Genomic DNA, 19,528 nt, shown 5'->3' with positions numbered 1-19,528 from the left:
ATGGCGCCCGGCGGCGCGCGGGTGTCGCCATGGAGCGCTGTCGGGGGGAGTCAAGCATGGCCGAAGGCCAGGAAGTTCAGTTCATCGAGGTCAGCGAGTCGCAGCATGGGCAGCGAATCGACAATTTCTTGCGCACGCGGCTCAAGGGGGCGCCGAAGTCGTTGATCTACCGCATCGTTCGCAAGGGCGAGGTGCGCGTCAACAAGAAGCGCATCAAGGCGGATTATCGCGTCCAGGCCGGCGATGTCGTCCGTGTGCCGCCGTTGCGGCTGGCGCCGGAAAGCGCCGTCAAGGAAGCCAGCGAAAGCCTGCGTAACCTGCTGGCCGGCAGTGTCGTCATCGAAGGCCCTGACTGGCTGGTGATCAACAAGCCTTCCGGGCTGGCGGTACATGGCGGGAGCGGGGTCAAGATCGGACTGATCGAGGCGCTGCGCCAGGTGCGGGAAGACCTGGATTTTCTTGAGCTCGTTCATCGTCTCGACCGCGATACCTCGGGCTGTCTGCTGCTGGCGAAGAATCGTGAATCGCTGCTGTCTCTCAACACCGCGCTGCGCGAGCGTCGCATGGAGAAGGGCTATCTGGCGCTGGTCCAGGGGCGCTGGCCGGCGCGTCGCGATTACGTCAGTGCGCGGCTGGAACGCTATGACGCCGGTAACGGCGAGCGACGAGTGCGGGTGGATGATGGCGGCAAGGTGTCGCGGACGCGCTTCGCCGTGCGGGAAACGTTCCCGAAGGTCACGCTGGTCGAGGCGGAGCCGGTCACTGGTCGCACTCATCAGATTCGTGTTCATGCCGCTCATGCCGGTCACCCGCTGCTAGGCGACGACAAGTACGGCAGCGCCGAGGGAGCCTATCTTGCACGCTCCCTGCGCCTGGATCGGCTGTTCCTCCATGCGCTGACGCTGACTTTTCCTGACCCCAAGACCGGCCGTCTGGTGCAGGCGAGAGCGCCGCTGGAACCGGGATTGGAAAAGGTGCTGGAGCGTGCCCGTCATGGCGGTTGAAACGAGCGCGGTCGAAATGCTGCCGGGCCAGGCGTCCCGGCGCTGCCGTTATTCGCTGGTCATCTTCGACTGGGATGGCACTCTGATGGATTCCGCGGCGCGTATCGTCGCCTGCATGCAGGCCGCTGCGCGTGAACTGCAATGGCCGGTGCCGGATGATGCTGCCGTTCGCGACATTATCGGGCTAGGGCTGCCCGAGGCGGTCGCCGTACTGTTTCCGGGCGTGACGCTTTCGGAGCAGGATCGGTTGCGCGAAGCCTATGGTCACCAGTTTCGGGCCGTCGATCGGATACCGACGCCATTCTTTCCCGGCGTAGCCGAGGGTATCCGGCGCTTGCGGGATGATGCTGCATGCCGGCTGGCGGTCGCGACCGGGAAAAGTCGCCGCGGGCTGGATCGTGTCTTCGGTCACGAATCCTGCGGTAGCTGGTTCGTTGCCAGCCGCACCGCCGATCTCACCCGCTCCAAGCCGCATCCTCTGATGCTGGAAGAGCTGGTGGCGGAGTGTGGCGTGCCGGTGGCCGAGGCGGTCATGGTCGGGGATACCGAATATGATCTGGAGATGGCCAGGGCCATCGGCATGGATCGCGTCGCGGTGACCTACGGCGTTCACGAGCGTCAGCGGCTGATGCGTAGCGAGCCGCAATTCGTTGCCGACGACTTTTCATCGGTCGTCGAGTGGCTGCTGGCTTGAGAGCGTCGTTGTCGGTATCGAGGCGATACCTGATCCCGCCGGCATGACGGATGCCGGGTCGCCACCGCGTGGTGGCATTCAGCAAGGAGAGGATAATAGATGAGCGACGAGCGACGGGATGACTGGACGCAGGGGCCTGAGCTGAGCCGGGAGGAAGTCGAGCGACGCCGGGCGGCAGCGTCTTCACGCGGTGACGAGTCGGCCAATGCCGACTCGGTGCGATTGGCCGAAGTGCAGATGATGGATCGCTGGATCGGCGGCGTCCTGAAAGAGCAGCGGCGATCACGACGCTGGAAGATCTTCTTTCGCCTGCTGTTCGCGCTGATCGTGATCGCGAGCCTCTGTCTGAGCGCCTATGCCATGTTCCTGGCGCAGGGGGAGGGAGCGTCTGCCAGCCGTCGCCATCTGGGTATTGTCGAGGTCAGCGGGCCCATCGATGCGAACGGCCAGGCCAGCGCGGAGCGCATCATCGAGGGCTTGCAGCAGGCCTGGCGGGCCTCGGACGCCGATGCCGTCGTGCTGCATATCAATAGTCCCGGCGGCAGCCCGGTCCAGTCGCAACGAGTCTACGACGAGATTCGCTATCTCCAGGGGCAGGGCGATAAGCCGATTCTGGCGGTGATCGAGGATATCGGTGCCAGCGGTGCCTACTACATGGCTTCGGCAGCGGATCGCATCTACGCTTCGCCAGCCAGTCTGGTCGGCTCCATCGGCGTCATCAGTGCCGGGTTCGGCCTTCAGGAGGCGATCGACAAGGTGGGCGTCGAGCGGCGGGTCTTCACTGCCGGTGAAAACAAGGCCTTCATGGATCCATTCTCCGAGATTTCACCGCCGCAGCGCGACTTCTGGCAATCGGTGCTGAACACCACGCATCGGCAGTTCATCGATGCGGTCAAGGCTGGGCGTGGCGACCGCCTGAGCGACGATCCTGCACTCTTCTCGGGTCTGATATGGACCGGTGAACAGGCAAAAGCGCTGGGGCTGGTCGATGACATCGGCAATCTCGAGCAACTGTCTCGCGCACGCCTGGGCGAGGTGAGTCTGAAGGACTATACGCCGTCGCTGGACCCCTGGGCGCTGGTCTCCGACAAGCTGACCAGCGCTGCCGCTCACTGGCTGGGGCTGAGCAACGGCGCCTCGCCCGTACGCTATCAGTTGCCCTGACCCGCGAGGGGGTTCAGCCCTGCCTCTCTCAGAAGTTCGCAGAGCTTGATGAGGGGCAGGCCGATCAAGGTGTTGGGGTCGTTGCCTTCGAAGCGCTGGAACAGTGCAATGCCGAGGCCTTCCATGCGGAAGCTGCCCGAGCTGTCGTAAGGCTGATCGCGGGATACGTAGCTTTCGATCTCCTCGTCACTCAGGTCTCGGAACCAGACGTGGTAGGTGTCGTGCACGACACGATGACGCCCGGCGCCGGTGTCGATCAGGGCGAGACCGGTCATGAAGCTGACCCGGTGGCCCGAAAATCGGCGCAAATTGGCGCAAGCCGTATCGAAGTCGCCGGGCTTTCCCAGAATGTCTCCCTCGAACAGCGCCAACTGGTCGGAGCCGATGATCAGGTGATCGGGATAGTCGGCCGCGACCGCCTGCGCCTTGGACAGCGCCAGGCGGTGCGCCAGAGTGACGGCGTCCTCGCCGGCGCGACGGGCTTCGTCGATGTCCGGTGCAGCCCATTGATAGGAGAGATCGAGCCGATCCAGTAGCTGGCGGCGATAGCGAGAGCTGGAGGCGAGTACCAGACGAGACATGGGCTTCCTCTTTGGAGTCGGATGGCTGTCGCGCCGGGCTTCTGGCCCGAGACCCGCAGTCGGCGCGTTCCGGCAACAGGATAGCGTGCTTCATGTGCTTTGACAGGGGCACGGTGAGTCCCTATTATGTCGCGCCTATGTTGACCAGACGACTTCCCCCGACCGTTGAGCCTTATCGAGCAGCGGCTAACCAAGAAATGATCGAGGGTCTTGTCGACCTCGAGAAACTGGTGCGCCTGCAGGACGAGATCGGGCCGCAGCAAGGCAGCGCTAGCGTGAGGCTGCAGTTCGACGTCGACACGCAGCGGCGTCATCTCATCGACGGCGATCTGGAAGCGGATCTCATGGTGCCGTGTCGGCGTTGCCTGCAGCCCATGGCGGTATCCGTCGCGAGCCACTTCAGGCTGGCCATCGTCAGTGACGATGCGTTGGCGGCGGAGGTGCCCAGCGACTACGAGCCGGTTCTGGTCGACGACGAACAGCTTGACCTGCTGGGGGCGATCGAGGACGAGCTGATTCTCAGCCTGCCCCAAGTGGTCTATCACGATGAAGCGGATTGCGCGGTTTCTCGTGAGCAAATGAGCAGCGGTGATGCCCCGATTGAAGAGGTCTCCCGCCCTGACAACCCCTTCGACGTCCTGAAGTCGTTGAAGGGAAAACTCTGAATCTGAAAGACATTGACGTTGGAGTCGTATCATGGCCGTTCAACAAAACCGTAAAACCCGTTCCAAGCGTGGCATGCGTCGTGCACACGATGCCCTGACTTCTCCGGCTCTGTCCCAGGATCAGGAAACCGGCACCACGCATCGTCGTCATCACGTCGCGCCGGACGGCTACTATCGTGGTCGCAAGGTCATCGACGTTTAACGAGACCTCGAGCGTTTCGCTAGGCAATGCGCATCGCCATTGATGCCATGGGCGGGGACTTCGGTCCCCGCGCCACTATTGGTGGTCTGTTTCTGGCGCTGGCGCGCCACCCTGATCTCGAACCGTCGGTGTTTGGCCCGCAGGTAGAGCTTTCCGCTTTGGTTGCGGAGCTGGCCAAGGCCTCGGGGGAGCCGTCCCTCGCCAAACGCGTCAGGCTGGTGGATGCGCCGCGTGTGGTGCTCCAGTCCACGCCGCCGATGGATGTGTTCGACGACCCTTCTGCCACCAGCCTGTACGGCATGCTGGAAGCCGTGCGCGAACACGAAGCCGAAGCCGGTATCACCTGTGGCAATACCGGTGCGCTGGTCGCGTTGGCGCGGCGTGAGCTGGGGACGGTTCCCGGCATTTCGCGACCTGCCATCAGTACGGCGGTGCCGACCCGAAAGGGCGGGCGCTGCTATCTGCTGGACCTGGGCGCCAGTGTCGATGTCCATGCTCGTCATCTGTTCGACTTTGCCCATATGGGAGCGCTGATGGCGCGTGTCGTGGACCGCATCGCAGTGCCCAGGGTGGCGCTGCTGAACATCGGCGTCGAGGCCAGCAAGGGGGTGGCCCGCGTGCGCGAGGCCGATGCGCTACTGAGAGCTCGCGGTGGCAGCGACTTCGAGTACATCGGATACCTTGAGGGCGATGCCATCTTTTCCGGCCAGGCCGACGTGGTGGTTTGCGACGGCTTCGTGGGAAACGCCGTGCTCAAGGCGAGCGAGGGGGTCGCCCAGATGCTGCTCAAGCGTCTGCAGGAAACCTTCGAGTCCCACTGGTCGACGCGGCTGGTCACGGCGCTGGCAAGGCCGGCGTTGATGCGGCTCAAGGCGCAGCTGGATCCGGTGCGGCATAACGGCGCCAGCCTGCTTGGCCTGAACCGCATCGTGGTCAAGAGTCATGGTAACGCCAGCGCCCAGGCTTTTGCTTTTGCCATCGACCGGGCAATACGGGAAGTCGAAGTCGGGCTTCCGGAGCACTTCCGCGCTGCATGGTCTCAGGATGTAGCGACGCCTGTTATCTCGTCGACCGTTGCGAGCGGCCGAGTGGATAGCGGGTCTCGCGATACGACGAGTTCCGACGGTCCATCATTTCAAGGGTGAGCGCGATGACGCAATCACTGGCTTTGGTCTTTCCGGGGCAGGGTTCCCAGCAGGTCGGCATGCTGCGGGAACTCGCCGAACGTTATAGTGTCGTGCGCACGACATTCGATGAAGCATCGGAAGCGCTGGGTTATGATCTCTGGCATGTCGTTCAGGAAGGTCCGGAAGAGAAGCTCAACGCAACGGCCTGTACGCAACCTGCGCTGCTGACCGCCAGCGTGGCGATCTGGCGCGTCTGGCAGGAACTCGAAGGACCGCGCCCCGACATGATGGCAGGACACAGTCTGGGCGAATATAGCGCCATGGTCTGCTCCGGCGCCTTGGGCTTTGCCGAGGGGGTGCGTCTCGTGCGTCTGCGTGGCGAAGCGATGCAGCAGGCGGTGCCGGCCGGCGTTGGCGCGATGGCCGCAATCCTGGGCCTGGATGACTCGGCGGTGGAAGCGGCCTGTCGCGATGCGGCCCAGTCGGAGGTGGTGTCGGCGGTGAATTACAATTCGCCGGGCCAGGTCGTCATCGCGGGGCATCAGGGTGCTGTCGATCGCGCCATTGCGCTGTGCCAGGAGGCGGGTGCCAAGCGTGCGCTGCCCTTGCCGGTTTCCGTGCCATCCCACTGTGCCTTGATGCAGCCCGCGGCCGAGCAGGTTGCCCAGGCAATGGCGACGATGGAATTCAAGCTGCCGCGTTACGCCGTCTACCAGAACGTCAATGCACAAGTGCCGCAGACGACGGAGATGCTCCAGCAGCGTCTGGTCGAGCAGCTCTACCGTCCGGTGCGCTGGACCGAATGCGTCAATGCCATGTTCGACGATGGCGCCGGCGTCTTCATCGAATGCGGGCCGGGCAAGGTTCTGACCGGACTGAACAAGCGGATCCAGCGCCAGGCCAAGGGGCTCGCAGTCAACGACCCTGACACCCTGGCTTCGGCGCTGGAGCTGGCGCGTGATGCGCTGGATGTACAAGAGCCTTAAAGGATGGATGACATCATGACCGAACGTAGAGTCGCGCTGGTCACGGGAGCGAGCCGGGGTATCGGGCGCGCGGTCGCGCACGAGCTGGGGCGGCAGGGGCGAATCGTCGTCGCCACCGCGACCAGCGAAAGTGGCGCTGCGAGGATCGACGAGGATCTCAAGGCTCAAGGCATCGAAGGGTTGGGCCTGGCGCTGGACGTGACGGGTCAGGCCAGTATCGATGCCGTGTTCAAGCGCATCACCGACACCTTCGGGGCGCCGACCATTCTGGTCAACAATGCCGGCATCACGCGGGACAATCTGCTGATGCGCATGAAGGAAAACGAGTGGGACGAGGTGCTCGATACCAATCTGAAGTCGGTCTATCGTGTTTCCAAGGCGAGTCTCAGGGGGATGACGCGGGCGCGCTTCGGTCGTATCGTCAATGTCAGTTCCGTAGTCGCGATGATGGGCAATCTGGGGCAGGCCAACTATGCTGCCGCCAAGGCGGGCATGGAAGGCTTTACCCGTGCCCTGGCTCGAGAGGTCGCCTCCCGTGCGATCACGGTCAATGCCGTGGCGCCCGGTTTCATCGACACGGACATGACCCAGTCCTTGCCGGAAGCGCAGCGAGAAGCGCTTCTGGGACAAATTCCACTGGCGCGCCTGGGGCAGCCGGCGGAAATCGCTGCCGCCATCGGGTTTCTTACCAGCGATGCTGCCGGGTACATTACCGGCGAAACGCTGCAGGTCAACGGCGGCATGAACATGCGGTAATCCTTCCGCGACGCGGGTTGCGTCGTCTGGGGGCGGTCTATAAACTACCCGCAGCTTTTTAGCTGGCGGATTCGTACCACTAGGAGTAACGACATAATGAGCACCATCGAAGAGCGCGTGAAGAAGGTTGTTGCCGAACGCCTGAACGTCAAGGAAGAGGATATTCAGAACTCCTCGTCCTTCACCGAAGACCTCGGCGCGGATTCGCTGGATACCGTCGAACTGGTGATGGCGCTCGAAGAGGAATTCGACACCGAAATTCCCGACGAAGAAGCTGAAAAGATCACGACCGTTCAGGAAGCGATCGACTACATCGTCGCTCACCAGTAAGCCTTGCACACTCCGCCATGGCGGAGTGTTCTGGCTGGCTGAAATTGCGATGTTCGGAAAGCCGCTCTCCATGAGAGCGGCTTTCTGCATTTCAGGGTCTTTTCTCGAGATCGTGCCGACGCGCGAACAGAGAGGCCAAAGTCCCTGCTTGTGGCGCCCATCTCCCGGGATGTTCAGGTATAATTTGCGCCAATCGGGCCAGGCGAAGGTCGGAATCTCGTGATGTGATGGCCAAGGCCGACATTCACGGGGAATGCCTTCCATGGTCATCAGGAAGTTCGGAGGAGATTCGATGCCGCGCAGAAGAGTGGTGGTGACCGGGCTGGGGTTGGTAACGCCAGTGGGTAACACGGTCGAGGAGAGCTGGAAGAATCTCCTCTCAGGGAAGAGTGGCATCGCGCCGATCGACAGTTTCGATATCGCGGGTTTCAACACGCGCTTCGGTGGTGCGATCAAGGATTTCGATATCGGCGAGTATCTCAATCCGAAGGATGCTCGCAAGATGGACTTGTTCATCCAGTACGGTGTCGCCGCCGCGACGCAAGCGATGCGCAATTCGGGCATCGAATGTACCGAAGAGAACGCGCATCGCATTGGCGTCGCGATCGGGTCGGGCATCGGCGGGTTGCCGATGATCGAGCGTAATCACGACTCGCTCAAGAAGGGCGGGCCACGTCGTATTTCGCCGTTCTTCGTGCCGGGTTCGATCATCAACATGATCTCCGGCAGCCTGGCGATCCAGCATGGTTTCAAAGGCCCGAATATCGCCATTACCACTGCCTGCACCACGGGCACGCACAATATCGGCTACAGTGCCCGCACGATCGCCTATGGTGATGCCGACGTGATGTTTTGCGGTGGGGCCGAGATGGCGACCACGCCGCTGGGGCTCGGCGGGTTCTCCGCTGCCAGAGCACTGTCGACGCGCAATGACGATCCGCAGGCCGCCAGTCGCCCGTGGGATCGCGACCGCGACGGCTTCGTGCTATCCGACGGCGCCGGTGTCATGGTGCTCGAGGAGTACGAGCATGCCAAGCGCCGTGGCGCGACCATCTACGCGGAGCTGACCGGTTTCGGCATGAGCGATGATGCCTTCCACATGACCTCGCCACCCGAAGATGGCAGTGGTGCGGCGGCCTCGATGGCCAATGCGATTCGTGATGCCGGCATCGATCCTTCCGATATCCAGTACATCAACGCCCACGGTACGTCGACGTCGGCCGGGGACGTGGCGGAAAGCCGTGCCGTCGAGCGGGTCATGGGGGATGCGGCTCGTCGCGTCGCGGTCAGCTCGACCAAATCGATGATCGGCCATCTGCTGGGCGCGGCCGGCGCCGTCGAGGCCATCTTCTGTGTTCTGGCGATCCGGGATCAGGTTGCGCCGCCGACGATCAATCTGGATAACCCCGACGAGAATTGCGTGCTGGATTACGTGCCTCACACGGCACGGGACATGCCGATCCGCACCGCGCTGTCCAATTCCTTCGGGTTCGGCGGCACCAATGGTTCACTGATCTTCACCCAGGTCTGATCGAGATGCGCGACACGGCGCTCCCGTTCGACGACCGCGGACTGGCCTACGGCGACGGTCTATTCGAAACCGTTCTGGTTCGGGACGGGCAGCCGTTGCTGTGGGAATACCACATGGCGCGGTTGCGACAAGGCGTCGAGCGGCTTTCGCTGCCGTCGCCGGACTTCGAGGCATTCGATCGGTTGCCGGCACAATGCGGCCCGGGGCTTCGCGTACTCAAGCTGATGGTGACTCGTGGCAGCGGTGGACGCGGTTATCGGCCTCCCGACTCCGCCGAGCTGCGCTGGCGCTGGACCGCGTCGGCTTTCCAGCCTGCGTCCCGGCGCTGGTTCGAGGGTGTCGATGTGCGGTGCTGCGAACTGCGTCTGGGCATTCAGCCGCGTCTGGCCGGGGTCAAGCATCTGGCGCGGCTGGAGAACGTGCTGGCGCGTCAGGAGTGGCGGGACGACGCCATTGTCGAAGGGCTGCTCTGCGATAGCGAGGGCCATCTGGTCGAAGCCACGGCGATGAATCTGATCTGGTATCGGCAGGGACGGCTCGAGACGCCGTTGCTGGATCGCTGCGGCGTCAAGGGCACGTTGTTGAACGCCGTGAATGACGATATCGAGCTGCACTGGGTGCGAGCGGGGCTGGATTCGTTGTGCCAGGCCGATGCTGCCTGGCTGCTCAACAGCGTCCAGGGGGTCTGGCCCATTCGTCGGCTCGACGATGCCGCCGGGAAATGCCTCAAACGATGGCCGGCGACGTTCGCTTCCTCTCTTCAGCAAGTGGCTCACCGGCGTCTGGGTTACCCGCTGAACCCGAATGACTGACTTCAGTATTTTTGCCCGGATGCGCCATGAAGCGACATCCGGGACTGATTTCCGGGACTAAGGATAAACATGCGTGTCCTCAAGATTCTGATCCTGCTGTTGCTGGTCGCCACGATCGTGGTGTTCGGCGGTTTCCACTACTGGCAGAAACAGCTCGATGCACCGATCGCGCTCGACGAGACGACGATCTACGAGGTGCCGCCCGGTGCGGCTTTCACCCAGGTCGTTCACGACCTCGAAAGTCGGGGCATCATCGAGGCGGCATGGCCCTACCGGATTCTGGCGCGCGTCGCTCCCAAGGCCACGCAGGGGATTCGGGCCGGGGAGTTCGAGATCGAACCGGGCATGAACGGCCGTCAACTGATCGCGCATCTCTCGAGCGACCAGGTCGTGACCTACCGCCTGACGGTGCCGGAGGGGTGGACCTTCAAGCAGATGCGCCGACTGCTGGATCAGGCACCGAAGCTCGAGCATCGCACTAGCGAGATGAGCGACGAGGAGATCATGACGGCGCTGGGCCATGAGGGAACGCATCCCGAGGGGCAGTTCTTCCCCGACACCTACCGCTATCACAAGGGGGTTGCCGATCTCGAACTCCTGCAGCGCGCGTTCGATCGCATGCAGCAGACGCTGAACGCGGTATGGAACGAGCGCGATGACGATCTCCCCATCGACTCGCCCTACCAGGCGCTGATTCTGGCATCGCTGATCGAGCGGGAGACCGGCGTCCCGGCGGAGCGCAAGGAGATCGCCGGCGTCTTCACGCGACGCCTGGAGAAGGGCATGCGCCTGCAGACCGACCCCACCGTCATCTATGGCATGGGAGACAGCTACGTCGGCAATATCACGCGCGCCGATCTCCAGCGGCAGACCGCCTACAATACCTACGTCATCGAGGGATTGCCGCCGACACCGATCGCCATGCCTGGCCGGGGCGCGCTCGAGGCTGCGGTACATCCCGCCGATGGCGATACGCTCTATTTCGTCGCCAAGGGCGATGGTTCGCACCAGTTTTCACGAACGCTGCAAGAGCATAATGCGGCCGTCCGCCGCTATATCCTGAATCGCGATTGAAATCGCGGGCTTGCACCCGCAAAACCGACCATACCGACGAGACGACACCGCATGCGCGCAGGCGATATGGAACAGCGGACCGGCCGCTTCATCACGTTGGAAGGCGGCGAGGGCGTGGGCAAGACGACCAATGTCGGCTTCGTCTGCGACTGGCTCACGTCACGGGGCGTCGAGGTCGTACGCACCCGGGAACCGGGGGGCACGCCTGGCGCCGAAGCCATCCGCGAGCTGTTGCTGGACCCGACCCGTGAAGAGGCGTGGAGCGACGACGCCGAGCTGCTGCTGGTCTTCGCTGCGCGTGCCCAGCATCTGGCCGAACGCATTCGTCCGGCACTGGCTCGCGGCGCCTGGGTGGTCTGCGATCGCTTCACCGATGCCACGTTTGCCTATCAGGGCGGCGGGCGAGGACTGGATTTCCAGCGCATTCGCACGCTGGAGACCTTGGTCCAGGGCGACCTGCAGCCCGATCTGACCGTGCTGCTCGACGTGCCGGTGAGCGTGGCTGCGCAGCGCGTCACCCAGCGAGGTGCCCAGCTCGATCGATTCGAGCGTGAGCGTGAAACGTTCTTCGAAGCCGTGCGCGAGGCTTACCTGGCACGTGCCGCCGAGGAAGCCAGATTCGCGGTCATCGACGCCTCGCCCGGGCTGGAAGCGGTCCAGAAATCCATCGAGCAGTGCCTGACGGAAAGGTTGGCCGCATGGTTATGACCCCGTTGCCATGGCAACTCGATCGCTGGCGCAAGCTGGTCGAGCTGCAGGACGGCGGCCGTCTCCCGCACGCCTTGCTGCTGTCCGGCCCGCGCGGGATCGGCAAGCAGCCGTTGGCCGATGCGCTGATCGCGCGGACGCTGTGTCGCACGCCGGCAGACACCGCCTGTGGCGAATGCCACGGCTGCCGAATGCTGGCGTCGGGCTATCATCCCGATCTGCTCAGTGTGACGCCGGCCGAAAAGTCGCGCCAGATTCGTGTCGATGCGATTCGTCAGGTCAACGGCTTCGTCTCCCAGACCGCGCAGCAGGGCGGTTATCGAGTCATCCGTATCGAACCGGCCGAGGCGATGAACGTCGCGGCCTCCAACGCGTTGCTGAAGAGCCTGGAAGAGCCGGGCGAGCGCACCCTGTTCATCCTGGTTTCCGATGTTCCCTCGCGGCTGCTGGCGACGATTCGTTCGCGCTGTCAGCACTGGAACCTCGCCGTGCCGCCGCTGGAGGCAGCCGAGCCGTGGTTGCGCGAGCGTCTGGGAGAAGGAGAAGAGGCGCGATTCTGGCTGCGTGTCGCCGGTGGCCTGCCGCTGCTGGCCGAAGAGCTGGCGGGTGCCGATGCCCGGAATCTGCGTCAGGACCTGCGCGAGCTTTTCGACGCGCTGGTGCGCGGCGGCGAACCCGTGGGAGAAGCGGCAAGACTCGATGCCCAGGCGCTCGATCGCATACTGTGGTATGGCATCGCCTGGCTCGAGGATCTGATCCGGCTCGGCTTGTCGGGGGACCCCCAGCGGGTGCGCAACAGCGACCTGCTGCCGCTGTATCGCCAGGCCGTCAAGAATGCCCGGGTCCGCGACTGGTTCCGCTTGCTCGACTACGCTCGCGAACAGCGACGGTTGCTGGCGGCGGGGGGGAATCCCAACCCGCAACTGGTGCTCGAGGCCTGGCTGGTCCGCTGGGCGGCCCTGTTGCGCTCTTGAGCCGGCAACGAGTCGAACGCTGATGCGGCGACTAACGGTAAAGGTGAAAGCTGATGAATGCCCAGAAGGCCCTGTCGTTGACCATCCGCGACGATGAGACTCTGCGTAGCGCCTATATGTCGTGGCTCAAGCATGGCGGGTTGTTCGTGCCGACCGAGCAGGACTATCGGATTGGCCAGTCCGTCTATCTGCTGGTGACATTGCCCGGCGAGAGCGAGCGCTTCCCCGTCGCCGGAGAGGTCGTATGGCTGACGCCGACCGGCGCCGGGCAACGCGTTGCCGGCATCGGGGTTCATTTCAGTGCCGAGGATCAGGCGCTGCGTGAACGTATCGAGGCGCGGCTGGCATCTTCTCCCGGACGAGGGGAGTCGCTCAGTCATACCCTGTGACGGCGCTTTCGGTTTGTCGGCATGAGTGGTCTGCTCGCCATGCTCGTGCCATGCCGGGCGCCATGTTTGTCATTCTCTACCTGGAATTCGCATGTTCGTCGATTCTCACTGTCATCTCGATCGCCTCGACCTGTCGCCCTACGAAGGCGACCTCAACCTGGCCCTGGAGGCTGCACGCGGCCGTGGTGTCCATCGTTTCCTGGCGATTGCGACATCGTTGGAAGGGGTTCCGAACCTGGCGGAGATCGCGCGGCAGCATGACGATGTCGATATCAGTGTCGGCTTGCATCCCTTGCATGAGGTGTCGGCGGAGCCGGACAGCGAAGCGATCCAGGCGTGTGCCGATCGTTACGGGGCGGTCGCCATCGGCGAAACCGGCCTCGATTTTCACTACGACAGCGTGCCGCGGGACATCCAGCGGCAACGTTTCGTTGCGCACCTTCGCGCCGCTCGCGAACTCGAGCTGCCGGTGGTGATCCATACCCGTGAGGCGCGCGACGAAACGCTGAACCTGATTCGCGAACACGTCGACCCCAAGGTGGGCGGCGTGCTTCACTGCTTTACCGAGGATCTCGCCATGGCGCGGGAGGCGGTCAGGTCAGGCTTCTACATTTCGTTGTCCGGGATCGTCACCTTCGCCAGCGCCGGCGCCCTGCGCGAGGTCGCCCGGCAGGTGCCGCTGGACCGGTTGCTGATCGAGACCGACAGCCCGTTTCTCGCCCCCGTTCCCCATCGCGGCAAGCCCAACGAGCCGCAGTGGGTCGTCGAAGTCGCCGAATGTATCGCGAGCGAGCGAGGCATTACCGTCGACGAGGTGGCGATGCAGACGCGGGCCAACTTCTATCAGCTGTTTCCCGGTTGCGCGCCCGGCGGCCAGTCCGACAATCCATTCGTGTAGGCACGTTCACTGCATGGATGCCCCTCTGCGAGAGGGCATCGTCATACGGGGGCACGATGAAACTCGACACGTTGTTTCAACAGCTCGATGCGCAAGCCATTCCGCCGCTCGAACGGTGGGATCCGCCTTTCTGCGGCGAAATGGATCTGCGTATCGCGGCCAACGGCGAGTGGGTCCACGAAGGCACGCCGATCCGGCGGCCGGCGCTGGTCAACTTGCTCAGCCGCGTGCTACGGCGGGAGGCCGACGGCGACTATTACCTGGTGACGCCGGGAGAGAAGCTGCGTATCGGCGTCGAGGATCTACCGCTATGGGTCACGGATGCCGATCAGGCCGGTGCCGACTGGGTCGCGGTGACTGCCTGCGGTGACCGCGTACCGCTGGACGTGTCACACCGGCTGTCCCTGTTGGCGACGCCGGATGGCGATCTCTTGCCGGCGCTGCCCGTTCGTCACGGTTTGCAGGCGCGCCTGCATCGTAATCTGTACTACCGCTGGATCGAGCTCGCCGAGCAGCAGGGCAACGAGCTCGGGCTGTACAGTGGCGGGGCATGGCACCCGCTGGGCCGCCTCGACGACGGTGCGAGATGAGCGAGCTGTTGAACGCGGCGCTGCCCTTGGATACTACCGCCGACAGCCTGACCGACGAGCAGCGCGCCGTGGTCGGTCATCGCGAAGGGCATGCGCGGGTCGCGGCGGTAGCCGGGGCCGGCAAGACCACGACCCTGGTCAGACGGGTGCTGCATCTGCTCGCCAATGGCGAAAACCCGCGCCGCATCCTGGTGTTGATGTTCAACCGCGCGGCGCGGGACGACTTCCGGGCCAAGCTGGTGCGAGAAGCGCCCGCCGAGGTCGTCTTGCCCGAGGTGCGTACCTTCCATTCGATTGGTCACCGCCTGACCCAGAGCCTGACCCGCTGGGGCTATCTGCCGCCGCGCCAATTGCTGCAGGCCGACTGGCAGCGTGAGCGGCTGCTGCGTCAGGCAGTGATGCAGAGCCTGGAATCCGCCGATGGCGAGACCCGCGAGGCAGCGCTGAACGCGGACCGGCTCGAGGCATTCGGCCAGTTCTGCGATCTGGTCAAGGCCGAAGTGGTGGCACCCGCCGAGCTCTTCGAACGGCTCGGCTATACCGACAGCGAGCGCCACTTCATCGAGGCCTTCGACGTGGCGGAATCGCTGCTCGATGCCTCGGCTTCGATGACCTACGCGGACCTGCTCTATCGGCCGCTGCAGTGCCTGGAACGCCATGCGGAGGCGCGGCGCCGGGTCGAGGGCTTTCTGGGCCATGTCATCGTCGATGAATATCAGGACATCAACGAAGCCCAGCTGCGACTGCTCAAGATCCTAGCCGGTCATCAGGCGCAGGTCATGGCCGTCGGTGATGCCAACCAGTGTATCTACGAGTGGCGGGGCGCTCGGCCCGACGCGATGTTGGCGCGCTTCGACGGCCTGTTCGGCCAGGCAAGCGAGTATCCGCTCTCCTTCACCTTCCGCCACGGCCACGCCCTGGCATTGGCCGCCAACCACGCGATTCGCAACAATCGCCAACGCTGGGATCAGCTCTGCCTGGCGGCGCCCGGCAACCCACTGACACGGCTGCGGACGGGCGTCGGTGCTGGCGCGTTGCTGGAGATGCTGCAGCGCTGGCACGCCGATGGCCGGCGCAGCGACGAAGCCTGTGTCCTGGTGCGTAGCTGGTCGCTGTCGGTCTCGGTACAGCTCCAGCTATTGCGGGCCGGCGTACCGTTTCGGCTGGCACAGGAAGAGCGCTTCGTGTTTCGGCTGCCGCTGGTGCAGGCCTTGGCGGGCTATCTTCAGCTGGCCCGTGAGCCGCAGCGGCTGCACGATCCCGGCCATCTCGTCCTGCTGTTCTCGCAGCCGACGACATTCGTCGCCCAGGAGCGCGTGCGTCGGCTGGTCGAGGAGCTCGCACGCACGCAGCAATGGCCGGCGCGCGAGGCCCCGGTCCTGGCGGGGCTCAAGCCGGGGCAGCGCCGCCATCTCAAGCGGCGCTGGCAGCTCCTCTGCGAACTGCCCAAGCTATCCGCCTGGCCGCCGGCGAAGCTGCTCGAGCATGTCGTCGATGCCATCGATGCGGAGAAAGTCCTGCGCCGCTCGGCAGCGCGGCGGGAGAAGGGGGACGATGACGTGCGTCTGCTCGACGTGCTGATCGAGCAGGCCGGCGAGCTGGCCAACGATCCCGAGGCTTTCATCGAGCTGTTGCGCAACCCGGTGGAGAACCGGCCCGATGGCGTCTTGATCAGCACGGTGCACGGCGCCAAGGGGCTCGAGTGGCCGCTGGTGGCGGTATGGGGGCTCAATGAGGAGGATTTTCCCCATTACAGCCGCGACAATCCGCTGTCGCCGGATCGCCTGGAAGAAGAGCGGCGGCTGTACTACGTCGCCATCACGCGGGCGCGAGAACGGCTGCTGCTGGTTCAGGATGGCGGCGATCACCGGCCGAGCCGCTTTCTCGACGAGACGGCGGTGGAGGATTGCCGTCGGATCGACCAAGCGATTCAGGCGCGCAGCGAGGCCGCCGTGGCGGTTCGCGAGCCGGACATGGTCGGCGCCTACCTGCAGCGTGTCGGGCTGGAGCACGTCGGACGGGGCCTCGTGCCGCGAGCCAGAGAGACGGAAGCGCCCGTCGCGGAACGCGGGGCGAGATCCGGAGCGAGCTGGCAGGTCGGTGATCGAGTGCGGCATGCCAGCTTCGGCGACGGCGAGGTACTGGTGGTCGAAGGCAACGAAGCCAATCCGGTCATCGACGTGCGTTTCGAGTCGGCCGGCCGACGTCGCCTGATCGCGGCGCGGGCGCCCCTGACGAAACGGCATTGATCGGCCAGACTCTTTCGACCGACGATCTTTCTCGGCCACGATTTTATTCGGCCAACAGCGACTTTGCTCGATCGACGACCTTTCTCGACCGACACCCGTTTCGGCTGATAAAGCACCAAGGAGGCAATGATGAACGAATCCGTGCTCGTAACGGCAGAGGAGCTGCGGCAAAGCCTGGCTGGCGATCGACCGCCGCTGGTGCTGGATTGTCGTGTTTTCCGGGGCGGCGGGGAACCCTGCGACCGTCGCTACCTTCCAGGGAGCCTTTCTCTGGATCTTGAACGAGATATGTCTGCCACGCCGGGGCAGGGCGGTCGACATCCGCTGCCTTCTCGGGAAAATTTTACGGCAACGCTTCAAGCGAGGGGTGTAACGCCGGAGTGCTCGGTCGTGGTCTATGACGACAATGGTGGTCAATTGGCGGCTGCGCGGGCTTGGTGGATGATCGCTTGTTGGGCCGGGCATCCCGATGTGCGGGTACTCGATGGTGGCGTTGCCGCCTGGGAAGCCGCCGAAGGGGAACTCGTCGCGACGGCTGGCGAGATCGAGGGATGGAGCCATTGGTCGCCATCGTTCAATGATGATGCGCTGGTTGCGGTGGACGAGCTTGACGAGAAAGGAGGGCAACTGATCGACGCCCGAGCCCTTGCACGCTTTCGGGGCATTGAAGAGCCCCTCGATCCCGTTGCCGGACATATTCCTGGAGCGATATCCCGGCCGTGCGTGGAAAATCTCGAACCATCGGGACGATTCAAGAGCGCGCGCCAGTTGGCCGATGAGCTTCCCAGAAGCGAAGTCTTGACAGCGTACTGTGGCTCGGGCGTGACCGCTTGCCACGATATCCTGGCCTATGCCGTGGCGGGTCTGCCGCTGCCGCGACTTTACGCGGGATCCTGGAGCGACTGGATTCGTGACCCATCGAGGCCGATCGCGACCGGCGAGTAAGCCCGGGCTTCGCTCGGGAGCTGCAAGTCATAAGCTTTGAGCTGGAAAAAAACCGCCCCAGGTGCTTGCCGTGGGGCGGTTTGCTTATGTTGTCTTCGAGCTTCGAGCTTACATGTTGGGGTAGTTGGGTCCGCCGCCACCCTCGGGAGCTACCCAGGTGATGTTCTGGGACGGGTCCTTGATGTCGCAGGTCTTGCAGTGGATGCAGTTCTGGAAGTTGATCCGGAACTGCGGTTCTCCTCCTTCCTCGACCACTTCGTAGACGCCGACCGGGCAATAGCGCTGCGCGGGCTCGGCGTATTCCGGCAGATTTCTGGCGATGGGAATGTCCGGATCGCTCAGCTTCAGATGGCAGGGCTGGTTCTCGTCGTGGTTGGTGTTCGACAGGAACACCGAAGACGGCTTGTCGAACGATAGCTTGCCATCGGGTTTGGGGTAATCGATCGGCGTCGACTCCGCCGCCTTCTTCAATTGATGGTCCGGCGTGGTGTCATGCTGCACCGGTAGCTTGCCGCCCAGCAGCTGGTCGACGAAATTGAAGGCGCCGCCGCCCACGGTGCCGAACCGATGGATGGCCGGACCGAAGCTGCGACTGGCCTGCAGCTCCTGCCACGCCCAGCTCGACTCCCAGGCCTGGGTGAAGGCGGTAAGCTCCTGACCGCCCTCGTCGCCGGAAGCGATGGCCTCGAACACGCTCTCCGCCGCGACCAGCCCCGATTTCATCGCGGTGTGAATGCCCTTGATCTTGGCGAAATTGAGCGTGCCGGCGTCGCAGCCCAGCAGCAGGGCGCCGGGCATCGTCATCCTGGGCAGACAGTTGGCGCCCCCCTTGGTGATCGCGCGGGCACCATAGGCAACACGTTTGCCGCCTTCGAGATGGCGTTTCAGCAGCGGGTGATGCTTCATGCGCTGGAATTCGTCGAACGGCGACAGATAAGGGTTGCGGTACGCCAGGTCGACGATCAGCCCCACCATCACCTGCTGGTTGTCGCCGTGATAGAGAAACCAGCCGCCATGGCTGTCGCCGCCATGGTTCTTGTCATTCAGGGGCCAGCCGGAGCCGTGCAGCACCAGGCCGGGTTCATGCTGCTCGGCGGGCACGTCCCACAGCTCCTTGAAGCCGATGGCGTAATGTTGCGGGTCGCGGTTCGCATCGAGATCGAAGCGCGAGATCAGCTGCTTGCCGATATGGCCCCGTGCGCCTTCGCAGAACAGGGTGTACTTGGCACGCAGTTCCATGCCGGGCATGTAGTTGGCGGTCTCGCTGCCGTCGGCGGCGACGCCCATGTCGCCGGTGATGATGCCCCGCACGATGCCTTCGTCGTCGACGATCGCTTCCTGGGCGGCGAAGCCGGGAAAGATTTCGACCCCCAGCCCTTCGGCCTGCTCGGCCAGCCAGCGACAGAGGTTGCCGGCGCTGATGACATAGTTCGGATTGTCGGTGCCGTTCGAGCTGGCGTGGCCAGCATTGTGCATCGACTTGGGTACCAGCGCGTTGGGCAGCTTCTGGACCTTGTCGGCATCCTTCAGCAGATAGAGCTCGTCGCGCAGTACCGGCGTGTTCAACGGCGCGCCGCGCTCGGCCCAGTCCGGGAACAGTTCCGACAGCGCGCGCGGTTCGAACACGGCCCCGGAGAGGATGTGCGCGCCGACCTCCGAACCCTTCTCGACCACGCAGACGGAGAGCTCCCGTTCGGCCTCGTTCGCCTGCTGCATCAAACGACACGCCGCCGACAGGCCGCTGGGGCCTGCCCCCACGATCACTACGTCGAAATCCATGGATTCACGTTCCAAACCCGATCTCCTCGCTTGCTGGCAGGATGCGTGCCGCCATGCCTGCCCGGTCCGT

21 protein-coding genes are annotated in these 19,528 nt (G+C 64.0%); 19 read left to right on the top strand and 2 right to left on the bottom strand.

The genetic code is table 11. The features are described from left to right. Positions 1-56 precede the first annotated feature (56 nt). The 3 genes from BC443_RS17045 to sppA all read left to right on the top strand — a co-directional run bounded on the left by BC443_RS17045 (position 57) and on the right by sppA (position 2,862). Positions 57-1,004 carry an RluA family pseudouridine synthase gene (locus BC443_RS17045; protein ID WP_071233066.1) on the top strand — a complete coding sequence of 316 codons (948 nt, stop codon included), beginning with the start codon at positions 57-59 and terminating at the stop codon, positions 1,002-1,004. After that, a complete protein-coding gene (locus BC443_RS17040) occupies positions 994-1,698 on the top strand; it encodes an HAD-IA family hydrolase (protein ID WP_247643321.1) in 705 nt (234 codons plus the stop codon). Before BC443_RS17045 ends, BC443_RS17040 begins: the two co-directional genes overlap by 11 nt. Positions 1,699-1,797: 99 nt before the next feature. After that, positions 1,798-2,862, top strand: coding sequence for a signal peptide peptidase SppA (gene sppA, locus BC443_RS17035; protein WP_071233065.1), 1,065 nt, complete (start codon positions 1,798-1,800; stop codon positions 2,860-2,862). On the opposite strand, the gene BC443_RS17030 is transcribed toward sppA, so the two are convergent. Further along, on the bottom strand, positions 2,850-3,443 hold the full coding sequence (locus tag BC443_RS17030; protein WP_071233063.1) for a Maf family protein: 594 nt from the start codon (positions 3,441-3,443) through the stop codon (positions 2,850-2,852). The two genes, sppA and BC443_RS17030, sit on opposite strands and share 13 nt — an antisense overlap. Positions 3,444-3,640: 197 nt before the next feature. Here BC443_RS17030 and BC443_RS17025 point away from each other — a divergent pair, with 197 nt between their 5' ends. The 16 genes from BC443_RS17025 (at position 3,641) to BC443_RS16950 (ending at position 17,679) form a co-directional block, all read left to right on the top strand. After that, positions 3,641-4,108, top strand: a complete 468-nt coding sequence (locus BC443_RS17025; protein WP_338095101.1) for a YceD family protein — start codon at positions 3,641-3,643, stop codon at positions 4,106-4,108. A 31-nt stretch (positions 4,109-4,139) separates the two neighbouring features. Then, the gene (gene rpmF / locus BC443_RS17020; RefSeq protein WP_071233061.1) at positions 4,140-4,310 is read left to right on the top strand and encodes a 50S ribosomal protein L32; all 171 of its coding nucleotides are present in this window, start codon (positions 4,140-4,142) and stop codon (positions 4,308-4,310) included. A gap of 26 nt (positions 4,311-4,336) precedes the next feature. Beyond that, positions 4,337-5,455, top strand: coding sequence for a phosphate acyltransferase PlsX (plsX, locus tag BC443_RS17015; protein WP_083387493.1), 1,119 nt, complete (start codon positions 4,337-4,339; stop codon positions 5,453-5,455). A gap of 5 nt (positions 5,456-5,460) precedes the next feature. After that, positions 5,461-6,423, top strand: coding sequence for an ACP S-malonyltransferase (gene fabD, locus BC443_RS17010; protein WP_071233059.1), 963 nt, complete (start codon positions 5,461-5,463; stop codon positions 6,421-6,423). Between the two features lie 12 nt (positions 6,424-6,435). Then, complete coding sequence (gene fabG, locus BC443_RS17005; protein WP_139284368.1) at positions 6,436-7,179, top strand: 3-oxoacyl-ACP reductase FabG; 744 nt, start codon at positions 6,436-6,438, stop codon at positions 7,177-7,179. 96 nt (positions 7,180-7,275) lie between these two features. Further along, positions 7,276-7,509 (top strand): acyl carrier protein, encoded by a 234-nt coding sequence (acpP, locus tag BC443_RS17000; protein WP_071233058.1) that lies wholly within the window; start codon positions 7,276-7,278, stop codon positions 7,507-7,509. Between the two features lie 292 nt (positions 7,510-7,801). Beyond that, positions 7,802-9,040: a beta-ketoacyl-ACP synthase II gene (fabF, locus tag BC443_RS16995; RefSeq protein WP_071233056.1), complete on the top strand. Its 1,239-nt coding sequence runs from the start codon at positions 7,802-7,804 to the stop codon at positions 9,038-9,040. Positions 9,041-9,045: 5 nt separating this feature from the next. Beyond that, complete coding sequence (pabC, locus tag BC443_RS16990) at positions 9,046-9,852, top strand: aminodeoxychorismate lyase (protein ID WP_071233054.1); 807 nt, start codon at positions 9,046-9,048, stop codon at positions 9,850-9,852. A gap of 69 nt (positions 9,853-9,921) precedes the next feature. Further along, positions 9,922-10,926: an endolytic transglycosylase MltG gene (gene mltG / locus BC443_RS16985; RefSeq protein WP_071233052.1), complete on the top strand. Its 1,005-nt coding sequence runs from the start codon at positions 9,922-9,924 to the stop codon at positions 10,924-10,926. 66 nt (positions 10,927-10,992) lie between these two features. Continuing rightward, positions 10,993-11,634, top strand: a complete 642-nt coding sequence (gene tmk, locus BC443_RS16980; RefSeq protein ID WP_071233159.1) for a dTMP kinase — start codon at positions 10,993-10,995, stop codon at positions 11,632-11,634. After that, positions 11,625-12,608, top strand: a complete 984-nt coding sequence (locus BC443_RS16975; RefSeq protein ID WP_071233050.1) for a DNA polymerase III subunit delta' — start codon at positions 11,625-11,627, stop codon at positions 12,606-12,608. Before tmk ends, BC443_RS16975 begins: the two co-directional genes overlap by 10 nt. 53 nt (positions 12,609-12,661) lie before the next feature. After that, positions 12,662-12,997 (top strand): PilZ domain-containing protein, encoded by a 336-nt coding sequence (locus BC443_RS16970; protein ID WP_071233048.1) that lies wholly within the window; start codon positions 12,662-12,664, stop codon positions 12,995-12,997. A 91-nt stretch (positions 12,998-13,088) separates the two neighbouring features. Continuing rightward, positions 13,089-13,895, top strand: a complete 807-nt coding sequence (locus BC443_RS16965) for a TatD family hydrolase (protein ID WP_071233046.1) — start codon at positions 13,089-13,091, stop codon at positions 13,893-13,895. Positions 13,896-13,951: 56 nt separating this feature from the next. Next, on the top strand, positions 13,952-14,485 hold the full coding sequence (locus tag BC443_RS16960) for a DUF1285 domain-containing protein (RefSeq protein WP_071233045.1): 534 nt from the start codon (positions 13,952-13,954) through the stop codon (positions 14,483-14,485). Then, positions 14,482-16,734, top strand: a complete 2,253-nt coding sequence (locus BC443_RS16955; protein ID WP_071233044.1) for an ATP-dependent helicase — start codon at positions 14,482-14,484, stop codon at positions 16,732-16,734. The genes BC443_RS16960 and BC443_RS16955 overlap by 4 nt, the downstream gene beginning before the upstream one ends. 129 nt (positions 16,735-16,863) lie before the next feature. After that, on the top strand, positions 16,864-17,679 hold the full coding sequence (locus BC443_RS16950) for a sulfurtransferase (protein WP_071233042.1): 816 nt from the start codon (positions 16,864-16,866) through the stop codon (positions 17,677-17,679). A gap of 108 nt (positions 17,680-17,787) precedes the next feature. On the opposite strand, the gene BC443_RS16945 is transcribed toward BC443_RS16950, so the two are convergent. Further along, positions 17,788-19,458, bottom strand: coding sequence for an electron transfer flavoprotein-ubiquinone oxidoreductase (locus tag BC443_RS16945; RefSeq protein ID WP_071233158.1), 1,671 nt, complete (start codon positions 19,456-19,458; stop codon positions 17,788-17,790). Positions 19,459-19,528 lie beyond the last annotated feature (70 nt).

The sequence above is a fragment of the Salinicola sp. MIT1003 genome, assembly GCF_001858555.1.
GTDB lineage: Bacteria > Pseudomonadota > Gammaproteobacteria > Pseudomonadales > Halomonadaceae > Salinicola > Salinicola salarius.
This window is presented reverse-complemented; position numbering and strand designations above follow the sequence as displayed.